This window comes from Pseudomonas sp. LARHCG127 (assembly GCF_052871455.1).
In genome coordinates this window covers 21932-43882 of sequence record NZ_JBIXJT010000014.1, presented here as the reverse complement: position 1 = coordinate 43882, position 21951 = coordinate 21932, and the positions used below count along the sequence as shown (strand labels likewise).

The window sequence follows — 21951 nt, the reverse complement described above, 5'->3', positions numbered from 1 at the left end:
AGTCGTAAGCCTCAAGCCGTAAGAGGCGTGGCGTCGAGCCTTGGGCTCAACGCCGTTCCCTTGCAGTCTGTAGCTAGAAGCTTGCCGCTGCTTATTGCGATTTCCGGACCCGCAGGTACCACTCGGAAAGCAGTCGTACCTGTTTGTCGGTGTAGCCACGTTCGACCATGCGTGTGACGAAGTCGTTGTGTTTTTGCTGGTCCTCCTTGCTGGCTTTGGCGTTGAAGCTGATAACGGGCAGCAGGTCTTCGGTGTTGGAGAACATTTTCTTCTCGATGACCACCCGCAGCTTTTCATAGCTGAGCCAGGTTGGGTTCTTGCCGTTGTTGTTGGCCCGGGCGCGCAGCACGAAGTTGACGATTTCGTTGCGGAAGTCCTTCGGATTGCTGATGCCGGCGGGTTTCTCGATTTTTTCCAGTTCCTCGTTGAGGGCCACGCGGTTGAGTATCTCGCCGGTTTCCGGGTCGCGGTATTCCTGGTCCTGGATCCAGAAGTCTGCATACAGCACATAGCGGTCGAAGATGTTCTGGCCGTATTCGCTGTAGGACTCCAGGTACGCCGTCTGGATTTCCTTGCCAATGAACTCGATGTAGCGCGGCGCCAGGTACTCCTTCAAGAAGCGCAGGTAGCGTTCGCGGGTTTCGGCCTGGAATTGCTCCTGCTCGATCTGCTGTTCCAGCACATACAGCAGGTGAACCGGGTTGGCCGCGATCTCGTGTGGGTCGAAGTTGAAGACCTTGGACAGGATCTTGAACGCGAAACGCGTGGACAGCCCGTTCATCCCTTCGTCCACACCCGCGTTGTCGCGGTACTCCTGGATCGACTTGGCCTTCGGATCGGTGTCCTTGAGGTTTTCACCGTCGTACACGCGCATCTTCGAATAGATGTTGGAGTTTTCCGGTTCCTTGAGGCGCGACAGCACCGTGAACTGGGCCAGCATTTTCAAGGTGTCGGGGGCGCAATGAGCCTTGGACAGCGAACTGTTGAACAACAGCTTGTCGTAGATCTTCACCTCATCGCTCACTCGCAGGCAGTACGGCACCTTGACGATATAGATCCGGTCGATGAAGGCTTCGTTGTTCTTGTTGTTGCGGAAGGTATGCCATTCCGATTCGTTGGAGTGAGCCAGCAGGATGCCGGTAAACGGAATGGCCCCCAGGCCCTCGGTACTGTTGTAGTTGCCTTCCTGGGTAGCGGTCAGCAGCGGGTGCAGTACCTTGATGGGCGCCTTGAACATTTCGACGAATTCCATCAGACCCTGGTTGGCCCGGCACAGCGCACCCGAATAGCTGTAGGCGTCGGCGTCGTTCTGTGGGAATTCTTCCAGTTTGCGGATATCGACCTTGCCCACCAGGGCCGAGATGTCCTGGTTGTTTTCGTCGCCTGGTTCAGTCTTGGCGACCGCGATCTGGTTGAGGATCGAGGGGTAGAGCTTGACCACCCGGAACTGGCTGATATCACCGCCGAACTCGGCCAGGCGCTTGGTCGCCCATGGCGACATGATGGTATTGAGGTAGCGGCGTGGAATGCCGAAGTCTTCTTCGAGGATCGCGCCGTCCTCGGTGGCGTTGAACAGCCCCAGGGGCGATTCGAACACCGGCGAGCCCTTGATGGCATAGAAGGGCACTTTTTCGATCAGTTGTTTGAGTTTTTCGGCCAGGGACGATTTACCGCCACCCACGGGGCCGAGCAGATAAAGGATCTGCTTCTTCTCTTCCAGGCCTTGGGCGGCGTGGCGGAAATAGGACACGATCTGTTCGATGCATTCTTCCATCCCGTGGAAGTCCGCAAAGGCCGGATAGCGGCGAATCACCTTGTTGGAAAAGATGCGCGAGAGCCTCGAGTTGGTCGAGGTATCCAGCAGCTCCGGTTCTCCGATGGCCAGCAACAGACGCTCCGCAGCCGACACATAGGCACTGCGGTCCTGCTTGCAGAGTTCGAGGTATTCCTGCAGCGAGTATTCCTCTTGCCGCGTGGACTCGAAACGTTGCTGGAAGTGGCTAAAAATACTCATGACGTCACCTCGCTCGATACGTGGAGCCGGTGTCGGATCAATCAGTCGATGCTGGACAGCCCCTGGGGACCCAGTTGCCGTTTACCCCCCAGAATGCTTTCAGAATGCAGGTTCCTGAAAGCTGACTCCCGATGACCCGCGCGCCGGTGTACCGGCTCTCCCCTGTTTTGGATGGCCTGAGGCTAAGGATAGTTCGGAATCGCGGAGGTAAAGGTGGAATACGTAATTAGTTGTGGCAGACCGTTCGTCTGCCATCGCTCAAGCCCACGGTTCACGCGGGCTTGGCCGGGATAAAAAATTATTCGTGGGTGCCTTGGGCTGTTTCTGCAGGATAAGTCGTACGCCATAGCTCAAATCCGCCGTCGAGGCTGTAGACGTCGCTGAAGCCCTGGCTGATCAGATAAGCGGCTGCGCTCTGGCTGGAATTGCCGTGATAGCAGACCACGACGGTGGGCGCATCGAGGTCGGCGGCACGGATGAAATCGGCGAGGGAATGGTTATCCAGATGCTTGGAGCCACGGATATGCAAAGCGGCAAAAGTGGCCGGGTCGCGGACATCGACGACGACCGCGCCTTGCTCACGCAGGGCTTGGGCCTGTTCCGGGGGGATGCGTTTGAATTCGGTCATGAGGGACTCCTGTAGCGTGGGCGCAACGCCGGTCAAACGGCGGTGCCGGCCGGCGATGGTGCTGTGACTGGGGGGTGGATTCTGGCGTGGCCCTGTTCGTCGCAATCGCAGCGCAGTTGCTCGCCGGTGTCGATGTTCATCAGCGTCAGGGCGCTGCCCCACACGCAGCCGGTATCGAGGGCGAAGACGCCGGGTTCGTCGCATTGGCCTTCCAGCGCCGCCCAGTGCCCGAAAATGATCTTCAGGTGACGGGTCTTGCGCTCATTGTGCTTGAACCACGGGGCGTAGCCGGGTGGTGCGGTCTCGATGCCTTCCTTGCCCTTGAGGTCTAGCTTGCCATCTCGGGTGCAGAAGCGCATCCGCGTGAAGTAATTGGTGATGACGCGAAGGCGGGCGCTGCCGGTGAGGTCGTTGTCCCACTTGACCGGCTCGTTGCCGTACATGCCATCCAGGTAGGGCGCGAACAAATTGTCGTCGCGTAATGCCTGTTCCACCTCGGCCGCACACTTGAGCGCCTTGCGCAGGGACCACTGGGGCGGGATGCCGGCATGGACCATCGCCAGGTTGCGCTGCTCGTCGTAGTGCATGAGCTTTTGCTGGCGCAGCCACTCCAGCAATTCAACGCAATCGGGGGCGGCGAGGATTTCGCTCAAGGTATCGGATTTTTTCAGGCGCTCGATGTTCTGCCAGGTGGCCAGCAGGTGCAGGTCGTGGTTGCCGAGCACGCACACCACCGACTGGCGGATACCGTGGAGAAAGCGCAGCGTCTCAAGGGACTGCGGGCCCCGGTTGACCAGGTCACCCACCAGCCACAGGGTGTCTTTTTGCGGATCGAAGGCGACGCGCTCCAATAGACACTTGAGCGGCTCGAGGCAGCCCTGCAGGTCGCCGACCGCGTAGGTGGCCATTAGTGCAAGGCCCCGGGCACAGCCAGGCGAAAGGGCTTGATGACAGCATCGAAGCGTGTGCCGTCCTCGGCCAGCATCTGGTAGGTGCCCTGCATGGTGCCGACCTTGGTGGTCATCACCGTCCCGCTGCTGTAGCTGTGGCTTTTACCGGCGTCGATCAATGGTTGCTGGCCGACCACGCCTTCACCACGTACTTCTTCGACGTGACCGTTGCCGTCGGTGATGACCCAGTGCCGCGACAACAGCCTGGCCGGCAACGAACCGTTGTTGCTTACGGTAATACTGTAGGCGAAGGCGAAGCGGTCATGTTCGGGTTGCGACTGTTCTGCCAGGAAACGGGTGGTGACGCTGACGTCGACTTGGTAACGAGGATCAGACATGCAAATAAGGCCTTAAAAACGAAGCGGGACGCGGGCGCGACTCAGGAGATGAGTCTAGGCCAAGTATCGGGTAGTAGACCAGACTGGCGTACTGCCCGATAGCGCTCGACCTCTGTTCAGTTGGCGTCGGCTTGCGGGGCGGCCTGTTCGCTGAGCTTGTCGGCCAAGCGTACGAACGCCGCCAGGTCCAACTGCTCGGGGCGCAGGCTGCCATCAACGCCGGCGGCTTCGATTTCGGCGCTGCTGAGCAACAGTTTCAAGGTGTTGCGCAGGGTCTTGCGGCGCTGGTTGAACGCTTCGCGCACCACTCGCTCCAGCAGGCGATGATCCTTGGCCGGGTGCGGCAGGACGGCATGAGGCACCAGGCGAACGATGGCCGAGTCGACTTTCGGCGGCGGGTTGAATGCACCCGGGCCTACGTTGAACAGGTGTTCGACCCGGCAATGGTACTGGACCATGATCGACAGGCGACCCCAGTCGCCACCGCCAGGGCCGGCGGCTAGACGTTCGACCACTTCTTTTTGCAGCATGAAGTGCATATCGCGGATCAGGCCGGCATTGCTCAGCAGATGGAAGATCAGCGGCGTGGAGATGTTGTACGGCAGGTTGCCCACTACCCGCAGGCTGTTCGGCGCGGCGTTCAGGCTATTGAAGTCGAACTTCAGCGCGTCGCCCTGGTGCAGGTTGAAGTTGCTCTTGCCGGCGAACTGCTGGTTGAGGATCGGGACCAGGTCTTTATCCAGCTCCACCACGTCCAGTTGTGCGCCGCTGTCGAGCAGGCCCTCGGTCAGGGCGCCCTGGCCCGGCCCGATTTCCAGCAAGCGGTCGTCGGGCTTGGCCCGGATGGAGCGCAGGATGCGATCGATCACGCCGGCGTCATGCAGGAAGTTCTGGCCGAAGCGCTTGCGCGCGCGGTGTTGGTATTGCTCGGTCATAAATGGGTCTCGGCCATCTGGTAGGCGGTTTCCAGCGCGACTTGCAGGCTGCCGGTATCGATCTTGCCGCTGCCGGCCAGGTCCAGGGCGGTGCCATGGTCCACGGAGGTGCGGATGATCGGCAGGCCCAACGTCACGTTGACTGCTGCGCCGAAGCCTTTGTACTTCAGCACGGGCAGGCCCTGGTCGTGGTACATCGCCAGCACCGCATCGCAGTGCTCCAGATATTTGGGGGTAAACAGAGTGTCGGCAGGCAGCGGGCCACGCAGGTCCATGCCCTCGCTGCGCAAGCGCTCCAACGTGGGTTCTATGATGTCGATTTCTTCTCGGCCCAGGTGTCCGCCTTCGCCGGCATGGGGGTTGAGTCCACAGACCAGGATGCGCGGCCGGGCGATGCCGAATTTTTCCTGGAGGTCGGCGTGCAGGATGCGCGTGACCCGTTCCAGGCGTTCCGGGGTGATGGCGTCGGCGATGTCCCGCAAGGGCAGGTGAGTGGTCACCAGGGCCACGCGCAGGCCACGAGTGGCGAGCATCATCACCACTTGCGCGGTGTGGGTCAGATCCGCCAGGAATTCGGTGTGCCCGGAAAAGGCAATCCCGGATTCGTTGATCACGCCCTTGTGCACCGGAGCGGTGATCATGCCTGCGAACGCCCCATCCAGGCAGCCTTGGCCGGCGCGGGTCAGGGTTTGCAGGACGAAGGCGGCGTTGGCCTGGTCCAATTGCCCGGTGACGACCGGGGCGCCCAACGGTGTATCCCAGACGTACAGGCTGTTGGCGGGCGCTGGAATATCCGGCCAGGCCTGCGGCGTCACCGGCAACAGGTCGACGACCACCCCCAGTTGCGCGGCCCGCTCAAGGAGCAGGTCGCGACTGGTGATGGCAATCAGGGGATGCGGCTGGGGTTGCGAGGCGAGCAGCAGGCACAGGTCGGGACCGATGCCGGCTGGTTCGCCGGGTGTCAGCGCGAAACGCTTGGGTTTCACTGCGCTGCCTGGTCTGCACCAGGAAGTTTGATTTCAACGTAGGCTTCGTCGCGAATCTGACGCAGCCAGGTTTGCAGCTCTTCGTCGTATTTGCGGTTACGCAATACGGTCATCGCCTGCTGTTCGCGCGCCTGGGTGGTGCTGTCGGTGGCGCGACGGCCGAGGACTTCCAGTACGTGCCAGCCATAAGGGCTCTTGAACGGCTTGGACAGCTGGCCTTGCGGCGTATCAGCCATGACCTGGCGGAACTCGGGAACCAGGGCGTTTGGGTCCACCCAGTTCAGGTCGCCGCCGTTGAGGGCCGAGCCCGGGTCTTCCGAGAAACTCTTCGCCAGTTCGGCGAAGTCTTCACCCGCTTCGATGCGGTCGTAGAGTTTCTCCGCCAGACGCTTGGTCTCGGCTTCGCTGCGAATCTCGCTTGGCTTGATCAGGATGTGGCGAACATGGACTTCGTCACGGACCTGGGTTCCACCACCGCGTTTTTCCAGCACTTTCAGGATAATGAAGCCACCTGGGGTACGTGCTGGCTGGGTGATGTCGCCGACGGCCATGGCGCTCAGCTCGCGGTCGAACGGAGGCGGCAATTGAGCGGGCTTGCGCCAGCCCATGTCGCCGCCTTCCAGGGCGTTGTCGCTGCCCGATTTGGCAATGGCCATCTGGCCGAAGTCGGCCCCTTGCTTGAGCTGCTGGTAGACATCCATTGCCTGGCGATAAGCACTTTGGATGGCTTCGGAGTTGGCGCTTTCCGGGGTAGGAATCAGGATGTTCGCCAGGTGCAGCTCTTCGGAAAGCTGCATCTTGCCCAAGTCGGAGGCGAGGAAGTTTTTCACTTCCTGTTCCGACACCTGGATGCGTTCGGCGACACGGCGCTGGCGCACACGGCTGATGACCATTTCGCGGCGGATCTGATCGCGGGCGTACTCGTAGGAGAGGCCGTCGCGAGCCAGGGCGGCGCGGAACTGGTCGATGCTCATGTTATTGCGCTGGGCAATGGTGCCGACGGCCTGGTTCAGTTCTTCATCGGTGATGCGGATGCCGGAACGTTCGCCGATCTGCAATTGCAGGTTTTCGACGATCAGGCGTTCGAGCACTTGCTGGTCCAGCACGCCTGGAGGCGGCAGGCCTCCGCCGCGCTTGGCGATGGTTTGCTGCACTTCATGGACGCGCTGGTCCAGTTGGCTCTGCATGACTACGTCGTTGTCGACGATGGCCACTACCTTGTCGATGGACTGTACCGCGGCGTTGGCTGCGGTACCCAGGAACAGCGCGCCCAACATCAGCGGGCGCAGACAATCAGAAAGCTTGGTCTTCACGTTCACGATAACCTTGGATGCCTTTGTCGAGGAAGCTCTCTACCTTGGCGCCGGTCAGGCCGCCGAGTCCCTTCAGAACAATTTGGAGGAAGATGCCGCGGTCGCCTTTTTCGTTTTCCGGGGCGGCTTGACTGAACTCTTCGTAGTCGACCCAGTAACGGTTGATCAGGCGCAGTTTCCAGCAGCAGTTGTCGTATTCGAAACCACCGAAGGCTTCCAGGGTACGGTTGCGGTTGTAGTCATACTGCCAGCGGCTGATGAGGTTCCACTGTGGCACGATCGGCCAGATGACCGAGAAGTCGTGCTGCTTGATCTTGTAGTAGTCCTTCACGTAGCCAGGTGTGCCTGGCGTGCCGTAGTCGCCACCGCCCACGGACCATTGACCCGTAGTCTGGTCGTAACGGACCTGGTCGTTGCGATAGCGATAACCGGCGTTGATGACCTTGTTCGGGTTGTCTTCTGGCTGGTAGTGGAACATCGCGCTGCCCGAGCGAGGGCTGTGGGTGTCCGGATCCCAGTTGTAGGTAGCCGTGGTGCGCCAGTCACGGTTCCAGCGGAATTCGTACTCCAGTGCGTATGGAGATACGTCTGACTTGGCATCTTCACGCGTGTTGAAGTCGATGCCTGGCAGTTGAACTTCGCGGTCCTTGAAGTAAAAGGCCTGGCCGACACTGACGCGCTGGCGCTCGAAACCGTTTTCCTGGATCCAGCGACTGGTCACGCCCAAGGACAGTTTGTTCTCGTCGCCGACACGGTCGGAGCCGGAGAAACGGTTGTCCCGGAACAGCGAGGAATAGCTGAAGGTGGATTCGCCGGTGTCGAAAACCGGAATGTCGCTTTGATCTTTCTCTGGGACATAGAGGTAGAACAGGCGCGGCTCCAGGGTTTGACGGTAGTTGCTACCAAACCACTGGGTGTCCCGGTCGAAGTACAGGCCGCTGTCGATGCTGGCGATTGGAACGCCGCGGCTCTGGCTGCCACTGTAGGTGCCCCGCAGGCGATCAGTCTCGGCATCTTGGTTCGAGATGTCGAGCTTGCCTTGACTATCCAAGTCCAGGTCATATTGAGTGTACTGATATTTGAGCGACGGCTTGATGAAGCCATAGGTCGCTTCCATAGGAAGGCTTATGACCGGCGCCAAATTCAAGCGATTGCCGTTCGCCCGTGCGAGGCCGTTGACGTTTTCGTCCAGCCACGGCGTCCCAATGGTGCCATTAGGATTTACAGGGCCGCCGTCTTCATTAATGTAGTTACCATTGCGCAAATTCCGATCAAACCGCACCAACTCCGTCTTGTAAGCGAAGTCCAGGCCATATGGATGCTGGGGTAGCTGACCGTTGAACGTGATCTGCGGCAAACGATTGTACGGCGTGATCTTCGAAATCGTCGCCATCTGGTAAGCCTGGGCATTCACTCGCGCCGTGTAGTTGTCGCCGCGATAGCTGACCGCGCCTTGCTGGTTGACGTAGTTACTGGACTCGATACCAATCTGATCGCTTTCAAGGTCCTGGAAATAGTACGGATCGCTGATCTTGGTGTAGTCGACTTCCGTCAGCACGCGCGAATCGAGGCCGCCCTTGTGCTGCCAGTTGTACATGTAGCGGGTCTTGTCGTAGTCGCTCTGCCCGCTGCGCTCATCGTCTTCGTCGTTGAGGTACGCAGCACCGAACTGACCTTCGCTGGACTTGGTCAGGTAGCGGAACTCGCCTTCCATCAGCAGGCCGCGCTTGGCCATGTAGCGCGGGTACAACGTGGCGTCGTAGTTCGGCGCCAGGTTGAAGTAGTACGGGGTGACCAGCAGGAAGCCGGTGTCGCTGCTGCTGCCGATGGTCGGCGGCAGGAAGCCGGACTGGCGACGGTCGTCGATCGGGAAATAGATGTACGGCGTGTACAGGACCGGGAAGTCCTTGACCCGCAGCGTCACGTTGGTCGCGGTGCCGAAACCGGTGGCCGGGTTCAGGGTGATGTTGTTGCCCTTGAGTGTCCAGGCGTTGCTGCCCGGCTCGCACGTGGTGTACGTACCGTCCTTGAGGCGGATGATCGCGTTCTCGGCGCGCTTGGCGTACAGCGCGTTACCGCGGATGCGCGATTTGTGCATCACGTATTCGGCGTTGTCGACCTTGGCTTCGCCGGTGTCCAGTTGCACATCGGCGTGGTCGCCGACGATCAGCGCACCGTTGTCGCGAACCCGCACGTTGCCGCTCAGCTCGCCACGGTTCTCGGCCTGGTACAGGCTGGCCTCGTCGGCCTCGACCTGCATGCTGCCCTGGCGCATGACCACGTCGCCGGCCAGGGTCGCCACCTGTTCTTCCTGCTGATAGCGCGACGCCTTGGCGCCGAGGAAGGTGGGCGCATCGCTCTTGGCCGTCTTGTCATCCATGCCAGGACGCGTCGGCTCGATATAGGCACCCGCGCAGTAAGGACCGGTTTCAGCCAGTTGCGCCGGGGTGAGGTTCTCGCGTGGAACCCAATCCAGGTGGCTGTAGTCTGCACTGCGCGACTTCAGGCCACGGCCCTTGGCTTCGGTCACGAGCATCGGCTTTTCGCCGGCTTCCTCGCCCGAGCCGCTGTCGGCCGGAGCAGCGCCGCTGTCGGAAACCGCACTGCCATCATGCACGGGACGCGGCGGCAACGCGGCGGCCGGTGTCTTGGGTGCACAGTCCCAGGCACCCGAAGCGGAGACGGAGCAGTCATACTGCTGCGCCGCGACGACGAATGAAGAGGCCAGGGGTTGCAGGGCCAGCAGACTGCCGGTGACCAGCAACGGAAATTTTTTACGAAACGCGGGGGATTTCAATGCCATCTTATTAGTCCGGGCTTCCTGCGTGCCATCTGCCCGCGGTGTGGGCCGCACGCCTCTCGATGGTCTGAAAAAGATGCTGGATAATAAAGCATGACCCGCTTGACGGCTAGCGCCGTCGGAGACCCTTGCAATGCCCGACCAAGATGTACGCTTGCAACACCTGAAACTTTGGCTCGATGAACAGCTGCCGATCCTTTTCACTCAACAGGGCTGGGGGGGCGTACCCCCGGCCACGTTGACCGCCGCCAGCAGTGACGCGAGTTTCCGGCGGTATTTCCGCTGGGAAGGCGAGGGCCGCACTATGATCGTGATGGATGCGCCGCCGCCCCAGGAAAACTGCAAACCCTTCGTGGATATTGCTTTTTTGCTGGCGAAATCCGGCATCAACGTGCCGAAAATTTATGCCGAAGACCTTGAGCGCGGCTTTCTTTTGCTCAACGACCTGGGCAACCAGACCTATCTGGACGTGATCGACGGTGAAAATGCCGACGATTTATTCGCAGATGCCCTGCAAGCCTTGTTGGCTTTCCAGCAACTGCCAATGGTCGCGCCGCTGCCGAGCTACGATGTCGCGTTGCTGCGTCGAGAGCTGGAACTGTTTCCCGAGTGGTACGTCAAGCGCGAGTTGGGCATCGAACTCGATTCGGCCCAGCAGCAACTCTGGCAGCAAGCCACCGAGCTGCTGATCGACAGCGCCCTGGCCCAGCCCAAAGTGCTGGTGCACCGCGACTACATGCCGCGCAACCTGATGCTCAGCGTGCCGAACCCCGGCGTACTGGACTTTCAGGATGCGGTCTATGGCCCGGTGACCTATGACGTGACCTGCCTGTTCAAGGATGCCTTCCTTAGTTGGCCCGAGGCGCGGGTGCGCGGTTGGCTGGAGCGTTACTGGCAGCAGGCTGGCGCCCTGGGTATTCCCGTCCAGCCGGATCTCGAGGATTTCCTGCGGGCCAGTGATTTGATGGGCGTGCAGCGTCATCTCAAGGTCATCGGGATCTTCGCGCGCATTTGCCATCGTGACGGCAAGCCACGTTACCTCGGCGATGTGCCGCGTTTCTTTGCCTATATAGAAGCGGTCATCGCCCGTCGTCCTGAGCTGGCACCGCTCGATGAGCTGTTTGGCAGCCTGCGGCAATCGGCCGGAGAAACGGCATGAAAGCGATGATCCTGGCCGCGGGCAAGGGCGAGCGCATGCGCCCCTTGACCCTGACCACGCCAAAGCCGTTGATTCGTGTGGGGGGCGTGCCCTTGATCGAATACCACTTGCGGGCGCTCGCCAAGGCCGGTTTCACCGAGGTCGTGATCAATCACGCCTGGCTCGGCCAGCAGATCGAAGATCACTTGGGGGATGGCTCACGGTTTGGCGTGAGCATCCGTTTTTCTCCCGAGGGCGAGCCGCTGGAAACCGGCGGTGGAATCTTCCGGGCCTTGCCGCTGCTGGGCGATGACGCGTTTGTGGTGGTGAACGGCGATGTCTGGACCGATTACGATTTCAGCGTATTGCGCGGGCCGCTGGAAGGGCTGGCGCACCTGGTGCTGGTCGATAATCCCGAGCATCACCCGGGCGGCGATTTCACCCTGGTCGACGGAAAGGTTCACGATGGGCAAACACCTGCCGACAACCTGACCTATAGCGGCATCGCCGTCCTGCATCCGCAATTGTTCAATGGTTGCTCGGACGGTGCCTTCAAGCTCGCACCGCTGTTGCGCACGGCCATGGCCGAGGGGCGCGTCAGTGGCGAGCACCTGAAAGGGCATTGGGTCGATGTCGGTACCCATGAACGTTTGGCGCAGGTCGAAACCTTGATAGAAGCGAGCGGTTGATATGTGGTGGCCAGGGACTCTGATTGGAGCCGGGGCGGGCTTTGCCATAGCCAGCATCCCGGGGGCCATGCTCGGCGCGTTGTTAGGGCAGGCGCTGGACCGGCGCCTGAACCTGCAGGGTTGGGCGCAAATACGTGAGCGTCTGGGCGGACGCCCGGCGTTACGCAACGATGAATTATTGTTTGTGTTGCTCGGACGCCTGGCCAAATGCGACGGGCGTGTGGTCGATGGCCATATCCAGCAGGCTCGCCAGGAGATGCGGGCGCTGGACTTGAGCGAGTCGGCGCAACGCCGGGCCATCGCGGCGTTCAACCGGGGCAAGTCCGGCAACGATCGCTTGCGCGGCTATATGCGTCGCCTGGCCGCTCAGCCCCATGCGGCTGAAGGGGTGTTGCGCGCCTGTTGGCGGATGGTCTGGGCCGACGGACGCGCCGGTGTCGACGAGCGAGAACTGGTGACCCAATGGGGCCGCTGGTTGGGCTGGACGCCGCAACAGGTCCAGGCGTTGGCGGCTGACTACGAACCGCAGAAACTGTCGCGGCCCAACGCCGGCGTGACCTATCAGGAGGCCTTGCGCCTGCTAGGGGTTTCGGCCACCAGCGAACCGTCGCAGATCAAGCGCGCCTATCGGCGCCTGCTCAGTCGGCATCACCCGGACAAGATTGCCGGCAGCGGTGCGACGCCCTTGCAGGTGCGTGAAGCCACCGATAGAACCCGGGAATTGCATAACGCCTATCGGTTGATTCGGGAGCGACGGGATTTTCGCTAGCCGCGCAGGGAACAATTGTGGCGAGGGGATAAATCCCCTCGCCACAACAGTGCTTCACTTGAGGTGTGAGCCGGCCCTTACTCCGCCTTCTGCGGATCCAACCAACCCCGCACCCGCCGAAACAGCTGTTCCTGCTCCGCCGACCGGTTCGGCAGGGCCTTGAGGGACACTTGGCTGAATGTGGAACCTTTCAAGCGTTTGCTCCCCTGCAAGCGCTCCAGCGCCGCGTTGCGATCCAGCGCCTTATCCATGTAGAAAATATCGGCGGTCGCCAGTTTCAAGGTCGGGGTCAGTTCGGCCAGGCCAGGCTTAGCGGTGACTGGCGTCTGGGCGGCCACCATCACGAAGCGTTCGACTTGCGAGGGCTGTTTTTCACTCAAGTAACGCGCGGCCCAATAGGCGCCGGTGCCATGGCCCAGCAGCACGATGCGGCGTGCGCTTTGCTGTTCGGCGTAGGCCAGCGCCGCGTCGATGCGGGCGAAGATGCGCTCGGCGTCAGCGCTGGCGTGTTCTTCATCGGTGCCTGCGACGACTGGGTCCACTGCATCGGCTTCGCCGCCGGCGACTTGTTCGATCGGTGCCGAAGTGGTCGCGTCCGGTGCCGCCGCAACGGCGTCGGCCGGTTTGGTCTCGGGCGGCGCTTCCACCACACGCGGTGCAATGACGTCGCTTTGCAGGTCCGGCAGGGTGATACTCAGGCTGCTCCACTGCGCGTCGGGCAGTTTTTTACGCAGTGGGCCGACGACTTGAGGCCAGTCAGCGGTTTCGCCGGCACCGGGGATTATGATGACCGCACCCCTGGGGTCACTGGTATTGGCCGGTTTCCACAGCGCCAGGAAGGTGTCGCTGCCGGTCTGCAACTGTTGCTGTTCCTGGGGCGGAACCTTTCGTTCAAGTGCCGCCGCTTCCTCCTGGCTACGCTCGAGCAAGGGCTGGCGCTCGACGGGTTTCTCCTCGGCAGGTTGCTCGGCGACGGGGGCCGTTTCGCTGGCCTGGACAGAAAAGGCACTTGGCAGGATCAGCGACAGGCACAATGCTGGCAATGCCAGGCGATAAACAAAGGGCATCGGATATTCCATGACCAGAAGTATTTCCGGCAGCCTAATGGGTTGGTCAGTATTTGTCAGTGCATGAGACTTCGATGATGCGTTTTTGCTGCCTGTGGGTTATCGGCTGTTTATGGCTTCCCTTGATGGCGTGGGCCGCGCCCGCGCCGTCGGCGCCAGGGGTGCAATTGAATGCAGGGCAGCGCCAGTGGCTGATGCAACATTCACAATGGCGGGTCGGCCTGGTCTTGCAGGCGCCTTATGCGCAATACGACCGGCGCTTGCAGCGGTTGTCCGGCACCAACGTCGAGTTGATGCAATGGCTGGGCAAGGCATTGAACGTCGAGCTGACCTGGCGCAATTTCCAGGACGTGGCGCAACTGGAAGCCGCGGTGCGCGCGGGTGAGGTGGACATCGCTCCCGGCCTGACCCAGTCCCCGGGCGGGCTCAAGCTCTGGCAGTTCTCCAACCCCTACATGCGTGTGCCGCAATTGATCGTCGGTGCGCAAAAGGGCGCCGAGGGGGTGGAGTTGGAAAAACTCGACGCCCAGGCCCGCGTCGCCGTGCGCATGCCCAGCGCCACGGCTGATTACCTGCGCAGCAACTACCCGACGCTGAATCTGCAAGGCGTGCCGCTGGAGCGCGAGGCCCTGCAATTGCTGCTGACCCAGCAGGCCCGATACGCGGTGGTCGACGAGGCGCAACTTGGACGACTGATGGTCGAACCCGAATTCGCCGAGCTGGCGGTGGTGGGCGACATTGGCCTGCCGCAGCTGCTGCGGGTCGCCACACGCCGGGATTGGCCGGAACTGGGCGAGATCATCGACAGCGGTTTGCAGGCAATCCCGGCCAAGGAGCTGGAGCAACTGCACAGCCGTTGGCTCAAGCCCAAATACCCGCGCCTGACCGAAACCCCGGGTTTCTGGCAGAACCTGACCCTGTTGATCCTGGCCTTGCTGCTCAGCAGTGTCGCCATCGTGTTCTGGCAGCGCCGCCAGCAACGCGGCCTGGAGCGCCGATTGCGTTCCGCGCGGGAAGACATCGCCCAGCGTACGGCCAGCGAGGAGGCCTTGCGCCTGACGCAGTTCTCCATCGACCAAAGCACGGTGGGCATCCTCTGGGTCAATTGGGACAGCCACGTGCGTTATGCCAACCGAGCGGCCGAAACCATGCTCGGCTACGCCTCGGGCGCCATTATTGACCGGCCCCTGATTGACTTCGAACCGGGCTTGCACATGGATCGCTGGCTGAACCTGTGGAAGCGCGCCCGGGCCAGTGAAGACGGACCGCAGAGTTTCGAGACCGAATGCGTGCGAGCCGATGGCAGCATCCTGCCGGCCGACGTTTCCCTGAGCTTCCTGCGTTTTCGCGACGCCGAATATTTGGTGGTCTACCTCAACGACGTGACCGAACGCCGACGTGCGCTGGCGGCGTTGCGCGAAAGCGAGGCGCGGTTGCAAGGCATCGCCGCCAATGTGCCGGGCCTGGTCTTTCGCCTGGAGCGGGCGCCGGTGACCGGCCAGATCGACTTCGCCTACATCAGCGAAGGCAGCGAAAGCCTGGTGGGCTATTCCCCTGCAACCCTGGCCCGCAGCGACACTGGGCTGCGCAGCCTGGTGCACCCGCAGGACAAGGCCGACTACCACCGTACCCAGGACCAGGCGCTGGATACCGACAGTGACTGGTCCTGGCAGGGCCGTATCCTGACCCGCGAAGGCCAGGAGCGTTGGGCCGAGATCAAGGCGATCACCCGTCGCCTCGAAGATGGCGCCTACGTCTGGGACGGTATCGTCTGGGACATCACGAACAGCAAGCGCATCGAGCTGGAGCTGGCCAGCTCCCGGGAGCAATTGCGCGAATTGTCGGCACACTTGGAGAGTGTGCGGGAAGAGGAAAAGGCCCGTATTGCCCGGGAAGTTCACGATGAGCTGGGTCAGATGCTGACGGTGTTGAAGCTTGAAACATCCATGTGTGAGTTGGCCTATGCGCAACTCGACCCGGGTCTGCAGGAGCGGCTTAACAGCATGAAGCGCCTGATTGCCCAGTTGTTCCAACTGGTGCGGGACGTGGCGACGGCGTTGCGCCCGCCCATCCTGGATGCGGGCATTGCTTCGGCCATCGAATGGCAGGCCCGGCGCTTCGAGGCGCGTACGCAGATTCCTTGCCTGGTGCAGGTGCCGGACAACCTGCCAACCCTGAGTGACGCCAAGGCCATCGGCCTGTTTCGGATTCTTCAGGAGGCGCTGACCAACGTGATGCGCCATGCCCAGGCGCATACCGTGGAGTTGACGCTGGTCCAGCAAGGTGCTGATTTATGTCTGACGGTCAGCGACGACGGTGTAGGATTTATTGCCGATACGAGCCGGCCCACATCCTTTGGTTTGGTCGGCATGCGCGAACGGGTGCTGATCATGGGTGGGCAATTGACCTTGGACAGCGAGCCGGGGGAGGGCACGACCCTGTCGGTGCGGGTGCCGTTGCAGGAGGCCTGATGGTCTTGGGTTGCCTGGGCTGGCGCCTTCGCGAGCAAGCCCGCTCCCACCTTGTATCGGGGTGGATTCAAGATGTGTGTTTACCGCCGATCCATTGTGGGAGCGGGCTTGCTCGCGAAAGCGGTGTATCGGCTTGCAAGGATGTCGAGCGTAAAGTAGCCATTGCGAACCCGTTCGCGATGAGATCCTGAATCTGGAGAGCAATGTGATCCGTGTACTGGTAGCCGAAGACCACACCATCGTCCGCGAAGGCATCAAGCAGTTGATCGGCCTGGCCAAGGATCTGGTGGTGGTAGGGGAGGCGAGCAATGGCGAACAATTGCTCGAGACCCTGCGTCACGTGCCCTGCGAAGTAGTGCTGCTGGACATTTCCATGCCGGGGGTCAACGGCCTGGAGGCGATCCCACGGATCCGGGCGCTGAACAATCCGCCGGCTATCCTGGTGCTGTCGATGCATGACGAGGCGCAAATGGCTGCTCGCGCGCTGAAAGTCGGCGCCGCCGGCTACGCGACCAAGGACAGCGACCCGGCCCTGCTACTCATGGCGATTCGCAAGGTAGCGGCCGGTGGACGCTACATCGACCCGGACCTGGCCGACCGCATGGTCTTCGAAGTCGGCCTCACCGATACGCGGCCGCTGCACTCGCTGTTGTCCGAACGTGAATTCTCGGTCTTCGAACGCCTGGCCCAGGGGGCCAACGTCAACGACATCGCCCAGCAACTGGCCCTGAGCAGCAAGACCATCAGCACCCACAAGGCGCGGCTGATGCAAAAGCTCAACATCACCTCGCTGGCCGAGCTGGTGAAGTACGCCATGGAGCACAAGCTGCTCTAACCCTCCACACGTTCCCCTGTGGGAGCGAGCTTGCTCGCGATTGAATCGGCCCATTCTGCATTGATGTTGGCTGATCTACCGCTATCGCGAGCAAGCTCGCTCCCACAAGGAAATGCGCTGACATACCTATTTGCGACACGCCCCAATACCGCGTTCGCCCCTGCTTGCAGCTCGCCGTTTGAAACTCGCCACTGTCCTTATCCAATCCCGCCATCCTTGTAGGGCAATCCCTACCCCGACTCTTCCATCCGGCTGAGGCGATTCTCTCCTGCCCCCCGATTTGCGCGACCCCCAGGCTCCACTAGGCTTGATTCACAAGCAGTCATCAAAACAAAAGGTGCGGGTATGAGCCAGGTCGATTCAAGCGCGGGGGCCAGTGATGTGCTGGTCAGCTTTCGTGGTGTGCAAAAGAGCTACGACGGCGAGAACCTGATCGTCAAAGACCTCAACCTGGACATTCGCAAAGGCGAATTCCTGACCCTGCTCGGGCCCTCCGGCTCCGGCAAGACCACCAGCCTGATGATGCTCGCCGGGTTTGAAACCCCAACCGCCGGCGAGATCCTGCTGGCCGGGCGCTCGATCAATAATGTGCCGCCGCACAAGCGCGACATCGGCATGGTGTTTCAGAACTACGCTTTGTTCCCGCACATGACCGTCTCCGAGAACCTCGCCTTCCCACTGACTGTGCGTGGCTTGAACAAGAGCGACGTAAGCGATCGGGTCAAGCGCGTCCTGAGCATGGTCCAGCTGGACAGCTTCGCCCAACGCTACCCGGCGCAATTGTCCGGCGGCCAGCAGCAGCGGGTGGCCCTGGCCCGGGCGCTGGTGTTCGAACCGCAGCTGGTGCTGATGGACGAACCCCTCGGCGCGCTGGACAAGCAATTGCGCGAACACATGCAGATGGAAATCAAGCACCTGCACCAGCGACTTGGCGTGACCGTGGTCTACGTGACCCACGACCAGGGCGAAGCCTTGACCATGTCCGACCGCGTGGCGGTGTTCCACCAGGGCGAGATCCAGCAAATCGCCCCACCACGCACCCTGTATGAAGAGCCGAAAAATACCTTCGTCGCCAACTTCATTGGCGAAAACAACCGTCTCAACGGTCGCCTGCACAGCCACACCGGCGATCGTTGCCTGGTGGAGTTGGCGCGCGGCGAGAAAGTCGAGGCCCTGGCGGTGAACGTCGGCCAGCCCGGCGAGCCGGTGACCCTGTCGATCCGTCCGGAGCGGGTGAGCCTCAACGGTGTCAGCGAACAATGTGTCAACCGCTTCTCAGGGAGGGTGGCGGAATTCATCTATCTGGGCGACCACGTCCGGGTTCGCCTGGAAGTCTGCGGCAAGAACGACTTCTTCGTGAAACAGCCGATTGCCGAGCTCGATCCCGCGCTCGCCGTCGGGGACGTGGTTCCGCTTGGCTGGCAAGTCGAGCATGTGCGTGCGCTCGATCCCCTTTTAGAGGCGAATTGATCGCCCCCTGCTGTACCAACACCAACCCTGCACGTGGAGAGAACAATAAATGTTGAGATCCCTGAAGTTCACAGCCCTGACACTGGGCATGATGGGTGCGGCAAGCGCGATGGCGGCGGGCCCGGACCTGACCGTGGTGTCTTTCGGCGGGGCGAACAAGGCGGCTCAGGTCAAAGCCTTCTACGCACCGTGGGAAGCGGCCGGCAACGGCAAGATCGTGGCTGGCGAGTACAACGGCGAAATGGCCAAGGTCAAGGCCATGGTCGACACCAAGAGCGTTTCCTGGGATTTGGTGGAAGTCGAGTCTCCGGAATTGTCCCGTGGTTGTGACGAAGACATGTTCGAGCAACTCGACCCGGCCCTGTTCGGCAAGGCCGAGGATTACGTCAAGGGCGCTATCCAGCCTTGCGGCGTAGGTTTCTTCGTATGGTCGACCGTGCTGGCCTACAACGCCGACAAGCTCAAGACCGCACCGACCAGCTGGGCGGACTTCTGGGACACCAAGCAATTCCCAGGCAAGCGCGGCCTGCGCAAAGGCGCCAAGTACACCCTGGAATTCGCCTTGATGGCCGACGGCGTTGCACCGAAGGACGTCTACAAGGTGCTGGCCGGCAAAGATGGCCAGGACCGTGCGTTCAAGAAGCTCGATGAGCTCAAGCCGAACATCCAGTGGTGGGAAGCCGGCGCCCAGCCGCCGCAGTACCTGGCATCGGGTGACGTGGTCATGAGTTCGGCCTACAACGGCCGGATCGCCGCGGTACAAAAAGAAAGCAACCTGAAAGTGGTGTGGAACGGCGGTATCTACGACTTCGACGCTTGGGCCATTCCTCGCGGCCTGGACAAGACCCGCGCGGAAGCGGCGAAGAAATTCATCGCCTTTTCGGTGGCACCGCAGCAGCAGAAGACCTACTCGGAAAACATCGCCTACGGCCCGGCCAATACCCAGGCAGTGCCGTTGCTGGCCAAGGATGTCCTGAAAGACATGCCGACCACCCCGGAAAACATCGCCAACCAGGTGCAGATCGACGTCAGCTTCTGGGCTGACAACGGCGAGCAACTGGAGCAGCGCTTCAACTCCTGGGCTGCGAAGTAACCCGACGGTCTGAAACTGGACGAGATTCATGTGGGAGCGAGCTTGCTCGCGATAGCGGTCTGTCAGGCACATCAATTTTGAATGTGCCGCAGCCATCGCGAGCAAGCTCGCTCCCACAGGCTCTTTCATCGACCCGGGTGTTTCAAAAGAACAGAGGCGGCTCGCCGCCCCTGTAACGATAAAAAGATTTGCGGAGTTCGCCATGGCCATCGCCGTTCCACTGAACGCGGGCACCAGCCCCACCCTCAAGCAGCGGCTCAAGCATGCCGAGCGGGTCAACCGCTGGAAGGCCCAGGCCTTGATCGCGCCGCTGGTGCTGTTTCTGTTGCTGGTGTTTCTGGTGCCAATCGTGGCGCTGCTGTTCAAAAGCGTCAGCAACCCGGAAGTGGTGGGCGCCATGCCGCGCACTGTCGCCGCTGTCGCGGCCTGGGACGGGCGCGGTCTGCCGGGCGAGCCGGTGTACAAGGCTGCCACTGAAGACCTGGCCGAAGCCCGCAAGAATCAGACCCTGGGGGATTTGTCCAAGCGCCTGAACATGGAATTGGCCGGCTACCGCAGCTTGCTGACCAAGACCGCTCGGGCGTTGCCGTTTGCCACCGAGCCGGCTTCCTATAAAGAAGCCCTGGAAAACCTCGATGAGCGTTGGGGCGACCCGGCGTACTGGCAGGTGATCCGCCGCAACACCAGTAACGTTACCCCGTATTACCTGCTGGCGGCCGTCGATCACCGCATCGATGACCTCGGCGAACTGGCCCCGGCCACCCCTGACCAGTCGATCTACCTCGACATTTTCGCCCGCACCTTCTGGATGGGCCTGGTGATTACCGCGATCTGCCTGGTACTGGCCTATCCGTTGGCCTACCTGCTGGCGAACCTGCCATCGCGCCAGAGCAACCTGTTGATGATCCTAGTGCTGCTGCCGTTCTGGACGTCGATCCTGGTGCGGGTCGCGGCGTGGATCGTGCTGCTGCAATCGGGTGGCTTGATCAACAGCGCGCTGATGGCCATGGGTGTCATCGATAAACCCCTGGAACTGGTGTTCAACCGCGTCGGTGTGTACATCTCCATGGTTCACATCCTATTACCGTTCATGATCCTGCCGATCTACAGCGTGATGAAAGGCATCTCGCCTACTTACATGCGGGCGGCGATTTCCCTGGGCTGCCACCCGTTCGCCAGTTTCTGGCGGGTGTACTTCCCGCAGACCTACGCCGGTGTCGGCGCCGGTTGCCTGTTGGTGTTCATCCTTGCCATTGGCTACTACATCACGCCGGCGCTGCTAGGCAGCCCGAACGACCAGATGGTCAGCTACTTCGTCGCGTTCTACACCAACACCAGCATCAACTGGGGCATGGCCACGGCGCTCGGCGGGCTGCTGTTGCTGGCGACCATCGTGCTTTATCTGATTTACAGCTGGCTGGTGGGCGCCAGTCGCCTGCGCCTGAGCTAAGGGGAGATCGAAAATGGTGAGTCCTTACATGTCCCCCATTGAGCGGGTGTGGTTCTACAGCCTGCGCATACTCTGCGGGTTGATCCTGTTGTTCCTGATCCTGCCGGTGCTGGTGATCATTCCGCTGTCGTTCAACTCCGGCAGTTTCCTGGTGTACCCGCTGCAAGGCTTCTCGCTGCAGTGGTACCACGATTTCTTCGCCTCGGCCGAATGGATGCGGGCGCTGAAAAACAGCATCATCGTGGCCCCGGCGGCGACCTTGCTGGCGATGATCTTCGGCACGCTCGCGGCCATCGGCCTGACCCGCGGCGACTTCCCCGGAAAGGCGCTGGTGATGGCCTTGGTGATCTCGCCCATGGTGGTGCCGGTGGTGATCATCGGCGTGGCCAGTTATCTGTTCTTCGCACCGCTGGGGATGGGCAACAGTTTCTTCTCGCTGATCGTGGTCCATGCGGTGCTGGGTGTGCCGTTCGTCATCATCACGGTGTCGGCGACCTTACAGGGGTTCAACCACAACCTGGTCCGCGCCGCCGCCAGCCTTGGAGCATCGCCACTGACGGCGTTTCGTCGGGTGACCCTGCCGTTGATCGCCCCCGGCGTGATCTCTGGCGCACTGTTCGCCTTCGCAACATCGTTCGATGAAGTGGTGGTGACGCTGTTCCTGGCTGGCCCTGAGCAGGCAACCCTGCCACGGCAGATGTTCAGTGGTATCCGCGAAAACCTCAGCCCTACCATCGCTGCGGCGGCGACGTTGCTGATTGCGTTCTCTGTGGTCCTGTTGCTGACCCTGGAATGGTTGCGCGGGCGTAGCGAGAAGCTGCGCACTGCCCAAGTCTGACGGCCCGCGTTGATCCCTGTGGGAGCGGGCTTGCTCGCGAAAGCGGTGTAACAGTCGACACAGATGTTGGATGTTCCACCGCATTCGCGAGCAAGCCCGCTACCACATTGGGTTTGCGTGTATTCATAAGCTGAATGGCAGACAACCCTCAATACCGAGCTATCCTT

At 61.3% G+C, this 21951-nt stretch carries 18 protein-coding genes; 9 read left to right on the top strand and 9 right to left on the bottom strand.

Translation table 11 applies throughout. The features are described from left to right. Positions 1 to 91: 91 nt before the first annotated feature. The 8 genes from ACIPQ1_RS22280 to ACIPQ1_RS22245 form a co-directional block, all read right to left on the bottom strand. Positions 92 to 2014 carry a PrkA family serine protein kinase gene (locus ACIPQ1_RS22280; protein WP_003177689.1) on the bottom strand — a complete coding sequence of 641 codons (1923 nt, stop codon included), beginning with the start codon at positions 2012 to 2014 and terminating at the stop codon, positions 92 to 94. A gap of 298 nt (positions 2015 to 2312) precedes the next feature. After that, on the bottom strand, positions 2313 to 2642 hold the full coding sequence (gene glpE, locus ACIPQ1_RS22275) for a thiosulfate sulfurtransferase GlpE (RefSeq protein WP_250962136.1): 330 nt from the start codon (positions 2640 to 2642) through the stop codon (positions 2313 to 2315). 32 nt (positions 2643 to 2674) lie between these two features. After that, entirely contained in the window at positions 2675 to 3550 is an 876-nt protein-coding gene (locus tag ACIPQ1_RS22270; protein WP_446534788.1) for a symmetrical bis(5'-nucleosyl)-tetraphosphatase, read from the bottom strand. After that, positions 3550 to 3930: a Co2+/Mg2+ efflux protein ApaG gene (apaG, locus tag ACIPQ1_RS22265; protein ID WP_250962138.1), complete on the bottom strand. Its 381-nt coding sequence runs from the start codon at positions 3928 to 3930 to the stop codon at positions 3550 to 3552. Before apaG ends, ACIPQ1_RS22270 begins: the two co-directional genes overlap by 1 nt. A 116-nt stretch (positions 3931 to 4046) precedes the next feature. Beyond that, positions 4047 to 4865 carry a 16S rRNA (adenine(1518)-N(6)/adenine(1519)-N(6))-dimethyltransferase RsmA gene (gene rsmA, locus ACIPQ1_RS22260; protein ID WP_186706966.1) on the bottom strand — a complete coding sequence of 273 codons (819 nt, stop codon included), beginning with the start codon at positions 4863 to 4865 and terminating at the stop codon, positions 4047 to 4049. Then, entirely contained in the window at positions 4862 to 5851 is a 990-nt protein-coding gene (gene pdxA, locus ACIPQ1_RS22255) for a 4-hydroxythreonine-4-phosphate dehydrogenase PdxA (RefSeq protein WP_411385789.1), read from the bottom strand. Before pdxA ends, rsmA begins: the two co-directional genes overlap by 4 nt. Continuing rightward, on the bottom strand, positions 5848 to 7164 hold the full coding sequence (gene surA, locus ACIPQ1_RS22250; RefSeq protein WP_446534787.1) for a peptidylprolyl isomerase SurA: 1317 nt from the start codon (positions 7162 to 7164) through the stop codon (positions 5848 to 5850). Before surA ends, pdxA begins: the two co-directional genes overlap by 4 nt. Next, a complete protein-coding gene (locus ACIPQ1_RS22245) occupies positions 7145 to 9967 on the bottom strand; it encodes an LPS-assembly protein LptD (protein ID WP_446534786.1) in 2823 nt (940 codons plus the stop codon). The genes surA and ACIPQ1_RS22245 overlap by 20 nt, the downstream gene beginning before the upstream one ends. Before the next feature lie 130 nt (positions 9968 to 10097). On the opposite strand from ACIPQ1_RS22245, the gene ACIPQ1_RS22240 reads away from it, so the two are divergent. Genes ACIPQ1_RS22240 through ACIPQ1_RS22230 form a run of 3 tightly spaced genes read left to right on the top strand, consistent with a single transcriptional unit; the run spans position 10098 to position 12560 of the window. After that, positions 10098 to 11123, top strand: a complete 1026-nt coding sequence (locus ACIPQ1_RS22240) for an aminoglycoside phosphotransferase family protein (protein ID WP_446534785.1) — start codon at positions 10098 to 10100, stop codon at positions 11121 to 11123. Further along, positions 11120 to 11791, top strand: a complete 672-nt coding sequence (murU, locus tag ACIPQ1_RS22235) for an N-acetylmuramate alpha-1-phosphate uridylyltransferase MurU (protein ID WP_446534784.1) — start codon at positions 11120 to 11122, stop codon at positions 11789 to 11791. The genes ACIPQ1_RS22240 and murU overlap by 4 nt, the downstream gene beginning before the upstream one ends. Position 11792: 1 nt before the next feature. After that, on the top strand, positions 11793 to 12560 hold the full coding sequence (locus ACIPQ1_RS22230) for a TerB family tellurite resistance protein (RefSeq protein WP_250962144.1): 768 nt from the start codon (positions 11793 to 11795) through the stop codon (positions 12558 to 12560). Between the two features lie 77 nt (positions 12561 to 12637). Here ACIPQ1_RS22230 and ACIPQ1_RS22225 read toward each other — a convergent pair whose 3' ends face one another. Next, on the bottom strand, positions 12638 to 13627 hold the full coding sequence (locus tag ACIPQ1_RS22225; protein ID WP_411385787.1) for an alpha/beta hydrolase family protein: 990 nt from the start codon (positions 13625 to 13627) through the stop codon (positions 12638 to 12640). 74 nt (positions 13628 to 13701) lie between these two features. Here ACIPQ1_RS22225 and ACIPQ1_RS22220 point away from each other — a divergent pair, with 74 nt between their 5' ends. From ACIPQ1_RS22220 to ACIPQ1_RS22195, 6 genes are all read left to right on the top strand, one after another. Continuing rightward, positions 13702 to 16098: a PAS domain-containing sensor histidine kinase gene (locus tag ACIPQ1_RS22220; protein WP_411385786.1), complete on the top strand. Its 2397-nt coding sequence runs from the start codon at positions 13702 to 13704 to the stop codon at positions 16096 to 16098. A 205-nt stretch (positions 16099 to 16303) separates the two neighbouring features. Continuing rightward, positions 16304 to 16933 (top strand): response regulator, encoded by a 630-nt coding sequence (locus ACIPQ1_RS22215; RefSeq protein WP_003206156.1) that lies wholly within the window; start codon positions 16304 to 16306, stop codon positions 16931 to 16933. A gap of 345 nt (positions 16934 to 17278) precedes the next feature. Beyond that, positions 17279 to 18403: an ABC transporter ATP-binding protein gene (locus tag ACIPQ1_RS22210; RefSeq protein WP_053125916.1), complete on the top strand. Its 1125-nt coding sequence runs from the start codon at positions 17279 to 17281 to the stop codon at positions 18401 to 18403. Between the two features lie 49 nt (positions 18404 to 18452). After that, on the top strand, positions 18453 to 19496 hold the full coding sequence (locus tag ACIPQ1_RS22205) for an ABC transporter substrate-binding protein (RefSeq protein WP_003206153.1): 1044 nt from the start codon (positions 18453 to 18455) through the stop codon (positions 19494 to 19496). 202 nt (positions 19497 to 19698) lie between these two features. Next, positions 19699 to 20946, top strand: a complete 1248-nt coding sequence (locus ACIPQ1_RS22200) for an ABC transporter permease (RefSeq protein WP_186706974.1) — start codon at positions 19699 to 19701, stop codon at positions 20944 to 20946. A 13-nt stretch (positions 20947 to 20959) separates the two neighbouring features. Then, positions 20960 to 21784 (top strand): ABC transporter permease, encoded by an 825-nt coding sequence (locus tag ACIPQ1_RS22195; protein WP_186706975.1) that lies wholly within the window; start codon positions 20960 to 20962, stop codon positions 21782 to 21784. Positions 21785 to 21951 lie beyond the last annotated feature (167 nt).